The 19,192-nt window shown below is 40.6% G+C and carries 13 protein-coding genes; 10 read left to right on the forward strand and 3 right to left on the reverse strand.

The genetic code is table 11. The features are described from left to right. The first annotated feature begins 173 nt into the window (after positions 1–173). From BW139_RS11235 to BW139_RS11245, 3 genes are all read left to right on the forward strand, one after another. Complete coding sequence (locus tag BW139_RS11235) at positions 174–1,130, forward strand: porin (protein WP_076919714.1); 957 nt, start codon at positions 174–176, stop codon at positions 1,128–1,130. Between the two features lie 11 nt (positions 1,131–1,141). After that, complete coding sequence (locus tag BW139_RS11240) at positions 1,142–2,617, forward strand: SLC13 family permease (protein ID WP_076919715.1); 1,476 nt, start codon at positions 1,142–1,144, stop codon at positions 2,615–2,617. A 188-nt stretch (positions 2,618–2,805) separates the two neighbouring features. Continuing rightward, a complete protein-coding gene (locus BW139_RS11245; RefSeq protein ID WP_076919716.1) occupies positions 2,806–4,224 on the forward strand; it encodes a coniferyl aldehyde dehydrogenase in 1,419 nt (472 codons plus the stop codon). A 73-nt stretch (positions 4,225–4,297) separates the two neighbouring features. On the opposite strand, the gene BW139_RS11250 is transcribed toward BW139_RS11245, so the two are convergent. Further along, positions 4,298–5,023: a tetratricopeptide repeat protein gene (locus BW139_RS11250; protein ID WP_076919717.1), complete on the reverse strand. Its 726-nt coding sequence runs from the start codon at positions 5,021–5,023 to the stop codon at positions 4,298–4,300. Positions 5,024–5,336: 313 nt separating this feature from the next. Between BW139_RS11250 and BW139_RS11255 the strand changes: the two genes are divergently transcribed. Together BW139_RS11255 and BW139_RS11260 are read left to right on the forward strand one after the other, a co-directional pair. Beyond that, entirely contained in the window at positions 5,337–6,200 is an 864-nt protein-coding gene (locus BW139_RS11255) for a DUF6279 family lipoprotein (protein WP_076919718.1), read from the forward strand. Positions 6,201–6,311: 111 nt separating this feature from the next. Then, positions 6,312–7,325: a GGDEF domain-containing protein gene (locus tag BW139_RS11260; RefSeq protein ID WP_076919719.1), complete on the forward strand. Its 1,014-nt coding sequence runs from the start codon at positions 6,312–6,314 to the stop codon at positions 7,323–7,325. Between the two features lie 10 nt (positions 7,326–7,335). Here BW139_RS11260 and BW139_RS11265 read toward each other — a convergent pair whose 3' ends face one another. Further along, a complete protein-coding gene (locus tag BW139_RS11265) occupies positions 7,336–8,274 on the reverse strand; it encodes a LysR family transcriptional regulator (protein ID WP_076919720.1) in 939 nt (312 codons plus the stop codon). A 117-nt stretch (positions 8,275–8,391) separates the two neighbouring features. Between BW139_RS11265 and BW139_RS11270 the strand changes: the two genes are divergently transcribed. The 5 genes from BW139_RS11270 (at position 8,392) to BW139_RS11290 (ending at position 17,709) form a co-directional block, all read left to right on the forward strand. Further along, a complete protein-coding gene (locus BW139_RS11270) occupies positions 8,392–9,561 on the forward strand; it encodes an efflux RND transporter periplasmic adaptor subunit (protein ID WP_076919721.1) in 1,170 nt (389 codons plus the stop codon). Between the two features lie 9 nt (positions 9,562–9,570). After that, positions 9,571–12,720, forward strand: coding sequence for an efflux RND transporter permease subunit (locus BW139_RS11275; protein ID WP_054201232.1), 3,150 nt, complete (start codon positions 9,571–9,573; stop codon positions 12,718–12,720). Next, the gene (locus tag BW139_RS11280; RefSeq protein ID WP_076919722.1) at positions 12,713–14,122 is read left to right on the forward strand and encodes a TolC family protein; all 1,410 of its coding nucleotides are present in this window, start codon (positions 12,713–12,715) and stop codon (positions 14,120–14,122) included. Before BW139_RS11275 ends, BW139_RS11280 begins: the two co-directional genes overlap by 8 nt. An 11-nt stretch (positions 14,123–14,133) precedes the next feature. Continuing rightward, a complete protein-coding gene (locus tag BW139_RS11285; RefSeq protein ID WP_076919723.1) occupies positions 14,134–15,159 on the forward strand; it encodes a zinc-binding dehydrogenase in 1,026 nt (341 codons plus the stop codon). A 294-nt stretch (positions 15,160–15,453) separates the two neighbouring features. Then, positions 15,454–17,709, forward strand: a complete 2,256-nt coding sequence (locus BW139_RS11290) for an acyl-CoA dehydrogenase (protein WP_076919724.1) — start codon at positions 15,454–15,456, stop codon at positions 17,707–17,709. 173 nt (positions 17,710–17,882) lie between these two features. Here the strand turns inward: BW139_RS11290 and BW139_RS11295 are convergent, their stop codons facing one another. After that, complete coding sequence (locus tag BW139_RS11295; RefSeq protein WP_076919725.1) at positions 17,883–18,851, reverse strand: integron integrase; 969 nt, start codon at positions 18,849–18,851, stop codon at positions 17,883–17,885. Between the last annotated feature and the right edge of the window lie 341 nt (positions 18,852–19,192).

Genomic DNA, 19,192 nt, shown 5'->3' on the forward strand with positions numbered 1-19,192 from the left:
GGGTGGAAATGGTGATAGTAGGTATTTAAAGTGTGTGGAAATCCGCACATTTCAAAGCTTTTTATCATGGTTTTATTTTTTAAGTCACTGAAATTTATTGTTATTATCTAGTTGGTCATGTTCTTGCTCTACAGTTGTAGACAACAAGTAACATCACACAATTAGGATACATAATGAAAAATAATCTATTCCAAGGCTCAGTACTTGCTGCGTTATGCAGTGCTGCCACACTACCTGTAACAGCGTTTGCTGCAGATTACACTGTGTACGGTAAAGCCGAAGTACAAATTGCCAACACCGATACTGGCATAATGCGTTACGCTGATGAAGGCACACAAATTGATGCCCCTTTCTCGCGTATTGGTATTAAAGGGGACCATAAATTAAATGAGTATTTTACTGCGGTATTTAAATACGAGGTTCAAGTAAAAGGCTTTGAACATAATGATACCAATGAGCCTTTTGCAGCACGTAATACTTACCTTGGTCTAAAAGGGGCGTTTGGTGAAGTAGTCGTAGGGCGAAACGATACGCGTTTTAAATACTCTGAAGGCAAGCTTGATAACTTTAACGAAACCCAAGCTGATATTTCACAAGTTATTGCCGGACAAGACCGCTTAGGCGACACCATTACCTATACCTCTAAGTACTGGCACAATGCACAGTTTTCATTTACCTATGCGCCAAAAGATGACAACAAAGATAATGAAGCTGGATTTGCGGCAACCCTGATTTATGGTGACCGTAGTTTAAATAAAACACCTTACTCTATTTCAATTAGCCATGTTGACTCGCTTAATAATATTAAAGCAAGCCGTGTTGCAGGCGTGTATAAATTTGAAAAGCTAAAATTAGGTGCGTTATACCAACATTCAGAATCAATTGATGGAAGTAAGTCAGGGAATGGATACGTGTTAAGCGCAAGCTACAAGCTCGATAAATGGGTTCCTAAAGTACAATTTGCAAAAGATGATTCAAAATTGCGCCAAGCATCAGACGCTACTCAGTGGACTACTGGTGTAGACTACATCTTTGACAAGCAAACCACGGCTTACCTTTTGTACACTGACCTCGACCTAGAAGAAAATGCTGATAACAGTGTTGCACTTGGTCTTAAATATAAATTTTAAAGGCTGTTAATATGACAAAACGTATTTTAGAAAATAACGCCAATAAAAAGCCGTTTATGCAATGGCTGTTGTTGTTACTTGGTCCATGTGTAATGTTACTGACCTGCTTAGTTGAGCCGCCAGTAGGAATGTCGGTTGCTGCTTTTAAAACTGCAGGCTTAGCATTTTGGATGGCGTCGTGGTGGGTAAGTGAAGTTGTGCCCATTCCTGCTACCGCATTACTTCCTTTAGTGATTTCGCCTATTGTAGATATAGCGGCTATAAAAAGTGTTGCAGCTCCTTATGCGCATCCATTGATCTTTTTATTTTTAGGCGGTTTTTTAATATCAATTGCTATGGAGCGTTGGGGGTTACACAAGCGTATTGCATTAAGAACTATGCTTTATGCAGGTAAAAAACCAAGCTTACAAATTTTAGCCATGATGTTAGTGACTGCATTTTTATCAATGTGGATGTCTAATACCGCTACCGCAGTAATGATGTTGCCTATTGCCTTATCTATCACTCATTTAGTTAAAAGCTCAGATCCTAGTAATGAGGGGTTTGGTAAAGCACTTTTACTATCTATTGCTTATGGTGCGAGTATTGGTGGTATTGCTACTTTAATTGGTACTCCTCCGAATGCATTAATGGCTGCATACCTATCAGATAGCTACCAGATTGAAATTGGCTTTGCCCAGTGGATGATAGTTGGTGTGCCATTAGCACTTGGCATGTTAATCATCAGCTGGATTTGGCTAACTAAATTTACCTACAAAGTTGATGCGAATGTACAAGCAAACAAGCGAATTGATACTAAAGCGGTATTCTCTTCGCAGCTAAAAGAATTAGGTGAAATGCTACGTGCTGAAAAGGGCGTGTTGTTTGTATTTGCGTTTGCAGCTATTTGTTGGATATTTAGACCATTACTAGGCGATGTAACCGGCCTTAAAATTTCAGATACGGGTATTGCTATTGCAGCCGCATTACTTTTATTTGTACTACCTGCTAATAAAGGCAGTGATGAGCGAATTTTAGATTGGGAAAGTGCAGCCAAAGTACCTTGGGGTGTGCTGCTTTTATTTGGGGGGGGCTTGACGCTAGCCTCGCAAATTAAATCATCAGGATTAGCCGATTACATTGCCAACATGATTGAGGGTGCCAGTGCAATTCCTTTAGTTATGAGCATTCTTGTGGTGGTGGCACTCATTACTTTCTTAACGGAAATTACCAGTAATACGGCAACAGCCGCAGGCTTTTTACCCTTACTAGGCCCAGTTGCTGAGTCAATAACTGGCAGTCCGTTAGTGTGGGTTATTCCAGCTGCGATTGCGTGTAGTTGTGCGTTTATGATGCCAGTAGCCACACCACCCAATGCGATTGTGTTTGGCTCGGGTGAAATTAAAATGAAAGACATGATCCGTGCTGGCTTTGTGTTAAATATTGTTGCGATTGTCTTAATCACGTTAGTGACAATGACTATTGCAGCTCAGGTGTTTGGTTTTTAATAGCCCCCACAATTAACTAAAAAAACAGATAACCGATGCACACAAAAGCTGTGCATCGGTATGAGTTCCAACCAACCTTTTTGAGTGTTTTTGCAACGTTTTTCATTGCGCTGCAAAATCACTCTTTATTGCTCGTGTAACAGAACAAGGTTATAGTCTTGAAAACGTTATAAATCGAGTAGCCTATTTTGATCACTGACACATTATCTACAGGGTCTTTGCGTTCACAATTTAATGAACTAAAGCACTCTTTTCAAGACACCCCTTATTTACCCATTGAGCAACGCCTTGCTTTACTTAAGCACGTACGGGCTAACATTGTAACGCTAGAGCAAGACTTAATTGCAGCGGTATCCAAAGATTTTGGTTATCGAACTGCATTTGACACTTTAGTGGGGGATATTCTGCCCACCATGCAAGGGCTTGCACATATTATTAAAAAGCTCCCTCGCTGGTCTAAGCCTAGTCATCGCAGTGCGGGGTTGAGCTTATGGCCCTCAAAAGTAAGTGTAACCTATCAGCCGATTGGCGTGGTAGGTGTGATTGCACCGTGGAATTATCCTATTCAATTAGCTATTGTGCCTGTTATTACTGCTATTGCCGCGGGTAATAAGGTGATGCTAAAGCTCAGCGAATTTACGCCTAACACCAATGCGGTACTTGAAAAAGTATTCGCCGGTGAATTAAGCCAACACTGCACAATCATTCAGGGGGGTAGTGAAGTGGCGAGCGAATTTTCATCATTACCTTTTGCACACTTATTATTTACTGGCTCAACAGCGGTTGGTAAGTTGGTAATGGGCGCAGCGAGTAAAAATTTAACCCCGGTAACCTTAGAGCTTGGCGGAAAATCGCCAGTTATTGTGTTAGAAAAAGCAGACGTTAATAAAGCGGCTCGTGCTTTGTTATTTGGAAAAATGGCCAATGCAGGGCAAATATGTGTGGCACCTGACTACGTATTTGTGCCTAAAGCATTAGAACATCAGTTTATTAAAGCTGTGTGCACACTTTATAAAAAGCATTTTAAACAAGGTGTTGAAGGTAAAAACCTGACCTCTATTATTAGTCCTGAGCACTATCAACGTCTGCTGGGTTATTTAGAGCAAGCGCAACAACAAGGCGCTAAAATAACGAAACCGCTTGAGCAAAATCAACAAGATGCTGATAAGCATCGGATGGGCCTACATATTGTGACGCACGTCACTGACGAGATGCAATTAATGCAAGAAGAGTTATTTGGGCCTATTTTACCGATTATGAGTTATGACAAATTAGATGATGCGCTCAATTATATTCGCTTACGCCATCATCCATTAGCGCTGTATATACTAGGTCAAGATAAGCAAGCACAGGCCTACATAATGAGCCAGACAATTAGCGGAACCGTTGCAGTTAACGACACCCTAATACAAGTAGCTGCAGATGATGTGCCGTTTGGTGGGGTAGGTCATTCAGGTATGGGACATTATCATGGCAAAGAAGGCTTTTTAACCTTTAGCCACGCAAGAAACACTTTAGTATCAGGCTCAATTAACCCACGTATAGGTTTGTTACTCAAACAAAATAAATTACTGATCAAAGTATTAAAATGGCTTTATGTGAAATAAATAACTTGCAGCGCCTAAAACAAAAAAAGCTGAATGAATCACCTCATTCAGCTTTTTTTGTTATTCTATTTGCTTAAAACATTCGCCCTTCGCCAGCATACGTTCCCGCTAAAATTTTGTTATAAATAGCATCGGCTTTTTCTTTAGCCTCAGCGACTTCTTTAGGTAGCATGGATCTTTCATCAAGCTTACGGCTGTGACTGGCTTGCATATTACCGTTGTATTCAGCAATGGTATTCCACACATACGACATTTCAAGGTTTTTTGGCACACCTAAACCTTCAAAATATATGAGTGCTAAATTAAATTGTGCAAGGGTGTAATTATTAGCAGCGGCTTTTTCATACCAGCTTCTGGCAGTTTTGTAGTCTTGGCTGACACCATCGCCATTAGCGTACATAACACCTAAGTTATATTGTGCCGCAGGAAGGTTTTTATTGGCTGCTTTCTCAAATAAGCTAATTGCCATTTGTTTGTCTAATTTTACGCCGTTACCTTCGTCATACAATACCGCAAGTGCAAACATCGAGTCGACGTGATTTTTTTTAACTGCTTGTTGGTAAAGATCGGCTGCTTTGTAGTAGTCGCGAGTTACCCCATGGCCGCCTTCGTATAGCTTTCCTAATTCGTAAATACCAGGGGCATAGCCTTTGTCAGCAAGGTAATTAAACTCTTTTAATGCTTCCTCAAATTGACCTGCATTTGCAGCTATTTTACCTTCTTCAAGCCCAGCATAAGCATAAGGTGTAGCAAGTATAATGCCCGCAAAGAATATTGCTTTTAAATTAGACTGTGACATAAGCATGTCTCCAAATTAGTTATCGTTGTGAGTAAGCATCATAATGATTAATTATTTACTTTTTACTCGAGAAGGTAAATGATTATGAGCTAAATTAATAACGCCAACGTTTATAACCTAGATATACAAACGTATTAACAAGTTGCCTTAACTATAGCTCAAAAAATGCTAATTTAGGTATATAGCTATAATATCAAATTTGTTAGCTAGCGAGTTTATAGAAAAATGAAAAAAAATAAAAGGCGAGCAATAGCTTACATAATTATTTATGATGATATGTTGCAACTAAATCATCATACATTGGGGTCTGTTCATGTTTAATAGATTTAAAAAGATAAAACTAAGCAAACTTGTTTTCATACTAAGTTTGTTATTTATTGCCAGCTGTTCAACCTCATTTGCTTATAACAACCTTGGCTGGTTATCGTCATTTTGGGTTGATGATTACGTGGATCTTAACAAAAGCCAATCTAAGCAGTTAAAAGCGATTATTAACGACACCCGTGATTGGCATCGTGAAGTTGAATTACCAAAATATAAAGCCGATTTACTCGACTTAAGGCAATTGCTAAATAATGAAGCCGATACTGCGCAGTTGATGGAAAAAATAACCCAAGTTAAGCAGCATTGGCGAAACTTGCTACTGCATACCAGTGATCCTTTAATTGAGTTAGCCATGACGTTAACTCCATCACAACGTAATGAAATGGTAGAAAACATACGCGAGAAAATTAATGAGGAAATCCAAGAGCACACCTCATTAACCAAAGACGAGCACCTGCAGCAACGCTTAGAAAGACAACTAGATTACTACAAGCAATGGCTTGGTAAACTCACTTCTGAGCAGCAAACGCTGATATCACAAGCCAACAGCGCACATACCCCTACCAGTAATTTATGGTACGACTATAAACTAACGCGTTTAGCCGAACTTGAAGCACTTTTTACCCAGCAAACACTTAGCGAGGCCGAATTTACCCGGCAATTACGCACCATTATTACAGAGCGTGAGCAGTATATGAGTAATGAGTTGCTTGAGTTAAATGAGCAAAATTTGAAAGCCTATGCGCAGCTACTACTTAAGTTAAATAAAACGCTGAGTACTCAACAGTTAGCGCATGTTGATGAGGAATTTGCTGATTTAGTGGGTACTGTTAATGAGCTGCTTACGGAGTGATTGTTTTTTTCTAATTCTTTTAGCTTATTTTTGCGGGCTTATTTAAGCTGAAAATTGTGATTTTTGCATTTCAGAGTTAATATAAACCATCAAAAATATTTTAAGTTATCCATGGATATAGCTGCATTAAATAGTACAAAAACACTACGCAAGCACGTTCTTAAGTGGATGTGCATTTGCTTTGGTTTTTTGTCGTTGGTGTTTGCCGGTTTTAATTTATCGGTAAATAATTTACACCTTGTTGGTGGCCTCGAAATTGCCTTTTCCGTGTTATGTTTGTATATCTTTAAGCACTCACAAAAGCACTATCCAAAAAGCTGGCATGCCATTACCATGTGCTTAACTATCTCTGTAATTGTGTTATGCGGCACTTACTTAGCCCCCCTTGAAAACGGCCTGTTTTTATGGACATTTATTTTACCTATTCTTTATTACTTGCTACTTGGCAGGCGTTACGGGTTATTTTTGTCTGCGGCATTACTTGGTCTACAGCTGCTGGTATTATCTCAAAAGCTACCATATTCATCGTTTGCAGCTATTAACCTAGGGCTTAATTTATTATTTGTATACATAAGCTTATGGGCTATTTCGCATGTTTTTGAAGGTAACAGAGCCGACTTTTCAAAACGTTTGAAAAACTTAGCCTTACTTGATCCTCTGACCGGTGCTGGTAATCGTTTATCAATGAATCACTATTTTGAAGTAGAGCTCAGAGATAAGTCGCAACTCTACTTGTTTTTACTTGATTTAGACTACTTTAAACAAATCAATGATCAGTATGGGCACGAGGTTGGTGATAAAGTATTGGTTGAGCTAGCAACACTACTTCGCGTCACTTTTGCTAAAGGATATGTGTTTAGAGTGGGGGGTGAAGAGTTTTCACTAATGAGCAACTTTGATAGCCCGCAAGCAGCTTTGGCTATGGCTGAAAAATTAAGACTCGCAATACAAAACAAGCAAATCGTCGCCAATGGTGAAACCATTAAATTAACTGCCAGTGTAGGTGTTGTGCAATACCAACAGCAGAGCCTTAGCGAATTAATAGACTTGGCTGATAAACAACTTTATAAAGCCAAAGAAACTGGCCGTAACGAGGTCTGTACTGATATTTTAGCGCTGACTTAAATTTGATGATTTAATACATTTGATCAAAGTCAGGAATACTGTTTTCCCAAATTGGTTTATCTTTACCAATATACTCGCGCACGGCATCAAAAAATAACCGCGTTCTTACCGGTAAATCACGATGTGGGTATACCGCATACATGGCACTGTGCTCCATTAATTTAAGATCCGTTAATAAAGGCACCAGTTGTCCATCAATCAGTTCTTTATCTAAGATGAACGCGGGGGCTAAAAAGTAAGTGGTCCCTGAGAGTGTTTTCATTAATAGTGCTTCGGCATCATTGGCTCTAAATACACTTTTAATTTTTTGTTCACATTGTTCACCAAGGTGGTTGTAATAACTTACCCCATCAACACGCAGGGAACTGCTTGCGTAACTAGCGGCGGGTAATTGTGCCAAATCAGTTATGTTTGTTGGCATACCATAGGTTTCAATAAATGCAGGTGAAGCTAAAAGCAATAAACGATTACGCGCAATTTTTCGAGCAATTAAAGAGGAGTCTTTTGGCTCTCCCACTCTAAATGCCAAATCAAATCCTTCTGAGACAATATCGACAAGCCGATCATCTAAACGAAGTTCTACTTCCACTTGCGGAAAGCGCTTTTGGAAATCATTAATCACTGGTTGTAAATAACGCCGACCAATTAAAGTCGATGAGGTAATTTTTAATACGCCACGAGGTTCTAAGTGATAATTCTCTGCCATACGCAGGGTATCGCCGAGTAGGCTTCGCAACTCGTCCGCTTTTTTTATCATTTCAGCGCCTGCTGCGGTAAGTGAAAACGAACGGGTGGTTCGATTTAATAGCCTCACGCCAAGCTCATCTTCTAAACGACTAATTTGTTTAGAGATCACGGAACGATCAATGTTGCGTATTTCAGCAGCTTTAGCAAATGATCCCTGCTCAACCACTTCAAGCAGCATTAAGAGTCGGCTTGTTGTATCCATTATTGCACCATTGCGTCACTTTGATGCCATTTTGGCACTAATGAATTTAAAAATCTATTGTTTTTGTCAACAAGTATGTTCCGTATTATGTATCGCCTAATTAACAGGAGCGTCGTTATGAACAAACACTTAGTTGCTACAGCCTTATCTGTTGCATTAATTACTCTGACCGGTTGTGCTGAGGAAAGCACAGCGCAATCAGCACCCGCACAACAATATCAAGCTATTGATGTAGCCCAAGTCCTGGTTAAGCCTGTGCAAAGTTGGCATACCTATACAACGCGCTTAGAGTCACCGCAAAAAGTGGCATTAATGCCGCGCGTATCAGGCATTATTGAGCAAATTGAATTTAAAGAAGGGGATGCTGTTAAACAAGGTGATGTGTTATTTCGCCTTGATGATCGTTCATTTTCAGCCACGGTAGCTAGTTTACAAGCTCAGGTTAAAAGTGCACAAGCGGCTCTTGAGCAAGCAAAAAGCGAAGCATCACGTGCAGTGCGTCTAACTGAGCGTAAAGCAATTTCTACTGAGCAAGCGCAAGCACGTACCTCAACATTACGTCAGCGTGAAGCACAACTTGCTGCACTTAAAGCGCAGCTTAAAGCCGCTGAGCTTGATTTAGAGTTTACCTCTGTGGTTTCACCTATTGATGGAATTATCTCTCGCGCAAACATCACTAAAGGTAACAACGTCCTTGCCGGGCAAAGCGTGCTCACTTCAATTGTGTCTAATGACAAAATGTATGCTTACTTTGATGTCGATGAACGTACTTGGAACAATGCATTTGATGAAGTCACTGCAGCGACTAAACAACCTGTTGTTATGCAAAAAGTTGGGCAGAATGATTTTAATTACAACGGTCACATCAACTTTATAGATAACCAAATTAATGCTTCTACTGGCACATTACGCGTTCGAGCTGTATTTGAAGATCGTAGTAACGAGTTACGCTCAGGCTCTTTTGCACGGATTAAATTGGCTGCCAATGCAATACGCGAAACCATTATTATTCCAGATAGAGCCATTGGTACTGACTTAAAAAACCGCTTTGTGTTAACTGTAGGCGAAAATAATGTACTGCAATATAAATTGGTTACAGTAGGCGAGCGCTATGGCGCATTGCGTGCCATTACCTCAGGCCTTGAACAGGGTGATGTGATTGCCGTAAATGGCCCTGCTCGCGTAGGGCCTGGCATGCCAATATCACCTAATAAAGTGACAATTAATACCCAAGGTGTGGCATTTACACTCACTGCTAACCCTGCCGATTTAGTTGCTAAGCAATAAGGTTATTAAATGAAATTTTCACACTTTTTTATCCAGCGACCGATTTTTGCGGCTATGCTGTCGCTGATTATTTTGATTGCGGGTGGCATTTCTTTATTTCAACTGCCCGTTAGTGAATACCCAGAAGTTGTGCCACCCACCGTGGTAGTAACAGCCAGTTACCCGGGCGCAAACCCAACGGTTATTGCACAAACAGTGGCAACGCCGCTTGAGCAAGAAATAAACGGCACTGAAAACATGCTATACATGTTTTCACAAGCAACCAGTGACGGGCGCATGACCTTAACGGTAACATTTGCCTTAGGTACGGACTTAGACCGTGCTCAAGTACAAGTGCAAAACCGAGTAAATAGTGCATTACCGCGTTTACCACAAGAGGTGCAGCGTTTAGGGGTAGTAGCTGAAAAGTCATCACCCGATTTAACCATGGTGGTGCATTTATATTCACCCCAAAATAGCCATGATACGGCGTATTTATCAAATTATGCCGATTTAAACATTAAAGATGAAATAGCACGTTTACCTGGCGTGGGTGATATTCAGTTATTTGGTGGTGGTAAATATGCTATGCGTGTGTGGTTAAATCCAGATGCATTAGCAGCACGTGAGCTTACAGCAACCGATGTTGTGGCTGCTTTGCGCTCTCAAAATCAGCAAGTTGCAGCGGGTAGCTTAGGTGCTCAACCAATCTCTAACGATAGCCAATTTCAAATTTTATTAAACGTGAAAGGCCGCCTAAATAGCATTGAAGAATTTAAGCAGGTTATTATTAAAGTAGGTGAGCAAGGGCAACTTACGCGTTTGTCAGATGTGGCGCGTGTTGACTTAGGTCAAGACTCATACTCACTGCGTGCTGAACTTGATAATCAACCCGCATTGGCAATGCCAATATTTCAACGCCCGGGTTCAAATGCAATTGAGCTTTCAGATCAGGTGCGTGAAACCATGGCACGTTTATCGAAAGATTTTCCTGAAGGTGTTGAATACGACATTGTTTATGATCCAACTGTGTTTGTTCGTGGCTCTATTGATGCGGTAATAGCGACATTGCTTGAAGCAATCGCATTGGTTGTTATTGTAGTTATTGTATTCTTACAAACGTGGCGCGCATCTATTATTCCGCTTATAGCTGTGCCAGTTTCACTCATTGGTACTTTTGCTGTAATGCAGTGGCTTGGTGTTTCTATTAATACCTTATCGCTATTTGGTTTAGTACTGGCTATAGGTATTGTGGTTGATGATGCGATTGTAGTGGTCGAAAATGTTGAGCGAAATATAGAAAACGGCTTATCGCCGCTTGAAGCAACACGCGTTGCAATGACAGAGGTAACCGGCCCAATTATTGCCATTGCATTAGTATTGTGTGCGGTATTTATTCCAACCGCCTTTATTACTGGACTTTCTGGGCAATTTTATAAGCAATTTGCTTTAACCATAACTATTTCAACGGTTATTTCAGCGTTTAACTCACTAACATTGTCACCGGCGCTAGCAGCCTTATTGTTAAAATCGCACGACGCTAAGCCAGATGCGTTTACCCGCTTATTAGATAAGTTATTTGGTCGCTGGTTATTCAAGCCATTTAATCGACTGTTTAACCGTGGTGCAACAGGGTATGAAAAGCTAGTACAAAAGCTTATTCGTATGAGCGTGGTGGTAATGGTTGCCTATGTTGCTTTAGTTGGCGGTACGATTAAGCTGTTTGACGCGGTACCTGGTGGCTTTATACCACAGCAAGATAAGCAATACTTAGTTGCCATTGCGCAGCTACCAGATGCAGCAAGCTTAGACAGAACTGAAGCGGTAGTAAAACAAATGCAGCAAATAGCGCTCGAGGTTCCAGGTGTTGCAAACACTGTGGCGTTTCCAGGCCTATCTGTAAATGGTTTTACTAATAGCCCTAATAGCGGCATTGTGTTTACACCATTGGCGCCTTTTGCAGAGCGTACCGATCCGAGTATGTCGGCTTCGGCTATTGCGGCGCAGTTAAATCAGCGTTTTGCGGCAATTGATGAAGCGTTTGTGGCTGTATTTCCGCCACCGCCAATTCAAGGATTAGGCACTACAGGTGGCTTTAAACTGCAAATTGAAGATAGAGCAAACAAAGGCTTTGAAGCATTATTTAATAGCTTGCAATCAGTGATTGCTGCGGCGCAAAAAGATCCGGCGTTAATGGGGCTGTATTCAAGCTTTAGAATTCAAGTACCGCAAATGGATATTGATATTGACCGCGAACAAGCACTTATCCAAGGTATTGCGCTTGATGAAGTATTTAACTCATTGCAGATTTATTTAGGCTCAGTGTATGTAAACGACTTTAATATGTTTGGTCGTACCTACCAAGTAAATGCTCAAGCAGATGCTGAATTTAGGGTAGACCCAGAGCAAATACTAAACCTAAAAGTACGTAATCGTGCAGGTAATATGGTGCCACTAGGCTCAGTGCTTACGGTAACGCCAACTATAGGCCCTGATCGTGTTATGCACTACAACGGTTACCCAAGTGCTGAACTTAACGGCAGCCCAGCGCCAGGTTACAGCTCAGACCAAGCGCAAACAGCGATTGAAAATGTATTGGCGAAAACGCTACCTACTGGTATTGAATATGAGTGGACTGAGGTAACGTATCAGCAAGTACTTGCCGGCAATACTATGGTGTACGTGTTCCCACTGGTGGTATTGCTAGTGTTTATGGTACTGGCTGCACAGTATGAAAGCCTACGTTTACCATTGGCCATTATTTTAATTGTACCTATGACTATATTCTCTGCGTTATTAGGAGTGTGGTTTGTAGGCTCAGACAACAATATATTTACCCAAATAGCGTTAATTGTATTGGTGGCATTGGCCTCTAAAAACGCCATTTTAATGGTGGAATTTGCCAAAGATAAACACGATACCGGATTATCGCACCTTGAGGCTATGTTGGCAGCGTGTCGTATGCGTTTACGTCCTATTTTAATGACCTCAATTGCCTTTACTGCGGGTGTTATACCGTTAGTGTTGGCAACCGGCGCAGGGGCTGAAATGCGTCATGCCATGGGTAACGCTGTATTCTCAGGTATGATTGGAGTGACTGTATTTGGGCTATTATTTACGCCAGTGTTTTACATGCTGGTGGTAAAGAAGCAGCGCGCTGAGGAGTCTTCAAATGACTAAATTACATTTAAACAAATTTAAAATGCCGGCATTTTTAGGCTCTGTGTTAGCAATTGCAGTGTTATCTGGCTGTGCGAGCAAAATGGATACAGCAGCTGAGCAACAACAAGTAAACGAGTTTGTTGCCCAAGCAATATCGGCAGAACAGTATGTTGGTGAAGATGAGCAAAACTGGTGGTACAAGTTAGGTTCAGCGCAATTAAACCAGCTTGTTAGTAACGCATTAGCTAATAACTACGACTTACAAACGAGTCAGTTAGTGCTTAAAAGTGCGTTGGCACGTATTGGTGAACAACAAGCACAATACTTACCGCAAGGCGGTGTTGAGGTTGGAGCTAAACGAAGTGGACTAGGCGATACTAATAGCCGACAGTCAAGTGCAAATGTAGCACTTGATTGGCAGCTCGACTTATTTGGTCGAATAACTGCACTCGTTGATGCCGCAAATTCACAAGCTATGAGCCAAGCAGAGCAAGTTAGGCTATTACAAATTGAAATTGTGTCATCTGTGGTTAAAGGGTTTGCCAGCTATCAGGGCAACTTGCAAAAGCAACAAATTATTGAAATGCAAATAGAAGCACTTGAACAAAGCATTCAAGTGCTGCAGGCGCAAGTAGATGAAGGTGTGGCAAATGAGCTTGATTTAAACCGCACCATGGCGCAACTTAGGCAGCAACAAGCGCTCATTCCGGCGATTGAATATGCTAAGTTTCGTGACTTATCTACGCTGGCGGTATTAAGTGCACAACCAACGCAATCACTGAGCATTAAAGATGAACGCGCTATATTGAGCAAGGCATTTCAAGTGTCACTAGCAAAGCCAAATCAAGCGATTGCACTACGGCCCGATATTAGCCGAGCATTATATGACTTTAGCCAAGCAAATAGTTTAAGTGTGGCAGCCAGTAAAGCTCTATTACCCGATATCAGCTTAAGTGGTTTTGCAGGCGTGCTAAGTTTGGGCGGTAATGGTTTTAGCGACACCCAACAGCAGTGGCAAGTTGCACCACAAGTACAATGGTCTTTATTAAGTTATCCTGCTTTGTTGGCTCAGCGTGATGCGCAGCAGTTTTTAAGCCAAGCAGCTTATACTGACTATCAACAAGTGGTGTTAAAAGCGATTAACGAGAGTGAACTTTCATTGCAATACTTGGTCAATCAAGCACAGCAATCGCGTTTTGCTGAGCAGCGGTATCAGTTTGCTAATAAAGCATTTTTACAAGCACAAGCAATGTATGAAGAAGGGCAAATTCCTTACTTAGAGTTGTTAGATGCACGTCAGGATGTTTTAATAGCACAAGAAAATGCCGTTGATTCAACTATTTCATCGTTACTTGCTAAGGTAAATGCTTACCAGTCATTTAATGGACGATGGAGTTACGCGTTAAGTAATACTAACTAGTAGAGTTTTTGATGCCTAATACTGTAGTTACAAACCCAGATACTATTCCTTCATCTATGCAGGCTATTGCCTTAATAGAGCCTAATGAGGATATTAACTTAACGGATATTCAATTACCTGTGCCTCAATGCACAGGTAATGAGCTGTTAGTAAAAGTGGAGTATGTTGGTTTAAATCCGGTGGATGCGCAATTTGCTAAATCTGGCTTTTGTCTGTGGCAATATCCGCATGTTTTAGGCTTAGATGCAGTGGGTGTGGTGGTTAAAGCGGGTAAAGGTGTATTTCCTGGTGTGGGTGAGCGTGTAATGTGGCATGCCAGTATTGGTGAGCAAGGGGTGTTGAGCGAATACGCAAAAGTACCTAATTATGCGGTGTCTATCATTCCCAAGCAATTAGCCAGTGACAAAGCAGCAACTTTACCCTGTGCCGGAATGGCGGCGCTGATCAGCTTAGATAAATTAGCAGTAAGTGAAGGCGATACGCTCTTTGTTGAAGGCGGGGCAGGTGCAGTAGGGCAATTTGCTATTCAGTTTGCTAAACAACGTGGTGCCGATGTATTTACAACAGCCTCAAAGCGTAACCACAAATTGGTTAAGCAGCTGGGCGCTGATGTCGTCTTTGATTACAACGACAAAACCTTGTGTGACAAAATTCGCCGAGAGTTAGGACCACAAGGATTTGATGCCATTATTGATATTATGGGCGGGGAATCGACCATTCAAAATATCGAACTGATGCGTTTTTGCGGTCGTATTGCTTGTTTAAATCCACTGCCTAAGTTTGAACAGCAGTTAATGTTTAGGCGTGCGCCTAATATTAGTATTGTCTCTTTAGGCGGAGCGTGGTTAGCCAACAGCCTATGTGCGCAGCAGCGTATGAGTTTTATGGGTAATTTGTTGCTTGAAACGGTCTCTAATGGCGATATAAAGCACCCTGAAATTCTAGCTGTTGATTTTAACGCACAGGCCGTATCTAGCGCCTTAAACAACCAGTTAGCAGGTGGTTTTACTGGTAAGCAGGTGGTTAAAGTAAGCTAATTTCACCTAAATTCTCGTATTAAAAAACGCAGCCTAATTTTAGGCTGCGTTTTTTTTTTGTTTCTACTTTCTTGCCAAATCTGTATTTACGGCGATATAAGTCTGAATTATTAAATTTTTTACAAAAAAAATAATAATTCAGCGTACAAGTGTAAGCCTTTTTATTTCAACAGTTTACGTTCAGGTAAAGAAAATAAATTGCAAAAACTGTTAATTAATTGAATAGAGTAATTGATCTAAACCGATTTTTATGACGTAATGTAGGTATTATTTATCTGGTCGGATGAGTTCGTTATGAGTTTACGTACAAAATTAAAAAAAGTATTACCAAGTATTTCAGTTACTGAGCAAGAAGCGCTAGACGCTGGCGATGTATGGCTAGAAGGGTCTATCTACCAAGGTAAACCAGATTTTAGCGCGCTACGCGATGTACCTGCGGCAAAATTAACCGCAGACGAACAAGCGTTTCTAGACGGTCCAGTACAAGAACTACTAGGCATGATTGATGATTCGGTCATTCAAAATGGTATTCATTTACCAAACGACATTTTAGAGTTTTTGAAAAAAGAGCGTTTCTTCTCGCTGATCATCCCTAAATCGTTTGGCGGTTTAGAGTTCAGCCCATACGCTAACTCAACAATTGTAGGTACTATTGCAACGAAAAGTTCAGCTGTTGCGGTAACTGTAATGGTACCAAACTCGTTAGGCCCAGGTGAGTTACTACTTCACTTCGGTACAGAGGAGCAACAAGCACATTACTTACCACGTTTAGCAAATGGTACAGACATTCCATGTTTTGCATTAACCAGCCCAGAAGCAGGTTCTGATGCAGGCGGTATTCCTGATGTAGGTACCGTAACTAAAGGCATGTACAACGGTGAAGAAGTACTTGGCCTAGAAATTACATGGGACAAGCGCTACATTACACTCGCACCAATTGCTACTGTACTTGGTTTAGCGTTTAAAGTAGTTGACCCAGATGGTTTACTAGGTGGTAAAGAAAACCTAGGTATTACCTGTGCCCTTATTCCAAAAGAGCACCCTGGTGTAGAACTTGGTAACCGTCATGATCCTATGGGTATTCGTTTTTACAACGGTACTACACGTGGTAACAAAGTATTTGTACCAATGGACTTTATTATCGGTGGTCAGAAAAACATCGGTCGCGGTTGGCAAATGCTAGTTAGCTGTTTAGGCGCAGGTCGTGGTATTTCATTACCAGCATTGGGTGTAAGTACAGCACAAGTTGCATTTAAATCAGCTTCTGAGTACGCAGCAGTGCGTGAACAGTTTGGTTTATCAATTGGTCAATTTGAAGGTATTCAAGAAAAGCTAGCTGACATTGCAGGTAAAACATACCTACAAGAAGCAATGCGAGTATTAACAACTGAAGGTTTAGGCATGGGCTTAAAACCATCGGTAGTAACTGCAATCGCTAAATATCATATGACAGAGCTTGGCCGTGATGTGCTTGACTCAGCAATGGATATTCAAGCGGGTAAAGCAATTCAGAATGGTCCTCAAAACACGCTTGCTAGTGGTTATGTGGCGCAGCCAATTGCCATTACGGTAGAGGGCGCAAACATTCTTACTCGTAACCTGATGATCTTTGGTCAAGGTGTTATGCGTTGTCACCCATACCTACAATCTATGGTTGAGTCTATCCACAGCGATGACAAAAACGCAGATGCAGAATTTAACGGTATTTTACGTAAAACAATTGGTTACAGCACAGCAAACAGCTTACGAGCCTTCCGCTTAGGTGTGCTACCGTTTACCGCGAGTGCAAACTCAGCATTACCAGAAGTACGTGACTACGAAAAAGCAGTACATAAACTATCAGCTAAATTAGCTGTATATGCTGACTTCTCATTACTAGTACTTGGCGGTAAATTAAAACAAGCTGAAATGCTTTCAGCACGTTTAGGCGATGTAATGAGCTTCTTGTACGCAGCTATGGCATCTATTAAGTATTACGAGCAAAAAGTAGCAAGCAGCGAGCGTGAGCAAGCGGCTCCTTACTTCCATTATGCGACTCGTTTTGCACTACAAAGTGCAGAAGAAGCATTGCACAAGTTCTTAGACAACTTCCCTGCAAGTGGTACTCGTAAGTTCATTCGTTTCATTACTATGAACTACTCAACTAAAATGCCAAAAATTAGCGATGATTTAATTCGTGAATTAGCAAAACAAGCTCAGCTTGATACAGCATTTAAAGCGCAAATAACACATTTAGTTAAGCCAATTGAAGGTGATGGTCATCACATCAACGAGCAAGCTTACAAAGCTAAAATGGCGTCACTTGAGCTATTAGCAAAAGTGAAAAAAGCGCTACGTGCTAAAACCTTTAAGCCGGGCACGCGTTTTTCAATCACACTTGAAAATGCACTTGCTGCAAAAGTAATTAACGACGCTGAATTTGTTCAGTTAAGTGATTACAACAAAAAGCGTGAAAAAGCGATTCGTGTTGATGAGTTCGACTTCGATATGAACATCCTAGACGACAACGCACAGCCAGTTAATCCGCTTAAAAGCGTGGTTAACCAGTAAAATTCAATAATGCAAAGCGCCTGCAGTTTAGGCGCTTTTATTGATACAAAATTAGTGTGGAGTCCTGCTTGAGTAACATCAAGCGGGGCTTTTTTATGTTTTTCAAAGTAGAAATAGATAGCGGTATTGGTCTTAAAGCGAATATGTATGCGTAGAGGATTAAAAAGAGACGCTTATAATCTTGAAAAAGGGCTAACAACCCCGTTGGCACCTTGTTGCAGTACATGGGTATATATTTGTGTGGTTTTAACATCAGAATGGCCAAGCTGAGCTTGAACAGTTCTTATATCGGCGCCATTTTGCAGTAGATGAGTAGCAAAAGATTGTCTTAATGTATGAGGTGTTATTATTTTTGTTAATCCTGATTTCTGGACGGCTTTTTTAACCTCTTTTCTAATACAAGAGTGATGAAAATGATGTCGTCTTATTTCACCACTTTGAGGATCTGAACTTAATATATGAGAAGGAAATAAATACTGCCACGCAAGCGATTTTGCGGTACTTGGATATTTTTTTGTTAAAGCATATGGCATCCATACGCCAGAATATTCCGTATTATTTAAATCCAGTTTTAAATAGTCATCAACGTTCAAAATTTGATTTCTCAGCATAGGTATTAGCTCTGTGGCCAGCGTAACAATGCGGTGTTTATTACCTTTTCCATTCCATACTTGAATACATTTATAATCAAAATCAATATCTTTCACCCTTAATTGCACCGCTTCCATTACTCTTAAGCCACTTCCATACATGAGGGCTGCAATTAAATAATAGCGCTTATTTAAATGAGCCATCAACATTTTAACTTCCTCTGGGGTCATAACCACAGGGAGCTTTGCTTGTTTTTTACTATGGGCAAAATTTAAATTTAATGAGAGTTCTTTTTTTATTATGTGCTTGTATAAAAATGACAATGAATTGAGTGCGGTGGCTTGCGTACGTGGTGCAACGTTTTGCTTTAACACTAAATGTTCTAAGTAGCGTTCGACTTCATTGTCCCCCATTGAGGCGGGATGGCGTTTATTATGAAAATGGATATAAGATGCAATCCATCTTAGGTAGGTATCTACGGTGCGTAATGAATATTGACGAACTAGCATATATTCAGCTATGTAATTTAAAAATGGGGAACGTGTTTTCATACTATTACCAATAATAGTGCTGTTTTTATATACAGTATAGTTGTGATGCACACATATTCAAGAAAATGAGCGGCGAGCGCATTTTCTCTTTTATTGAGAGTTTGAGTGCTAATAAAAAATTATATATAGCAATGTGTTAAGTTATTTGGTAAAAATGATTTATAAAATACATGAGCGTATCGTTGGCAGAAATATGCGCGATGAGCGCACTATAAAATTGTTGAACTAAGCCGCTACGCGGAGATCCTATTCTTATCATTTGAGCCACACTTACCTTGGGGTTATCCCATAACTTGGAGGTAAGTCATGAATACACTCATTGAACAAGTCAAAACTGAAAT

It is taken from the genome of Pseudoalteromonas sp. SK18 (assembly GCF_001974855.1).
Lineage (GTDB): Bacteria > Pseudomonadota > Gammaproteobacteria > Enterobacterales > Alteromonadaceae > Pseudoalteromonas.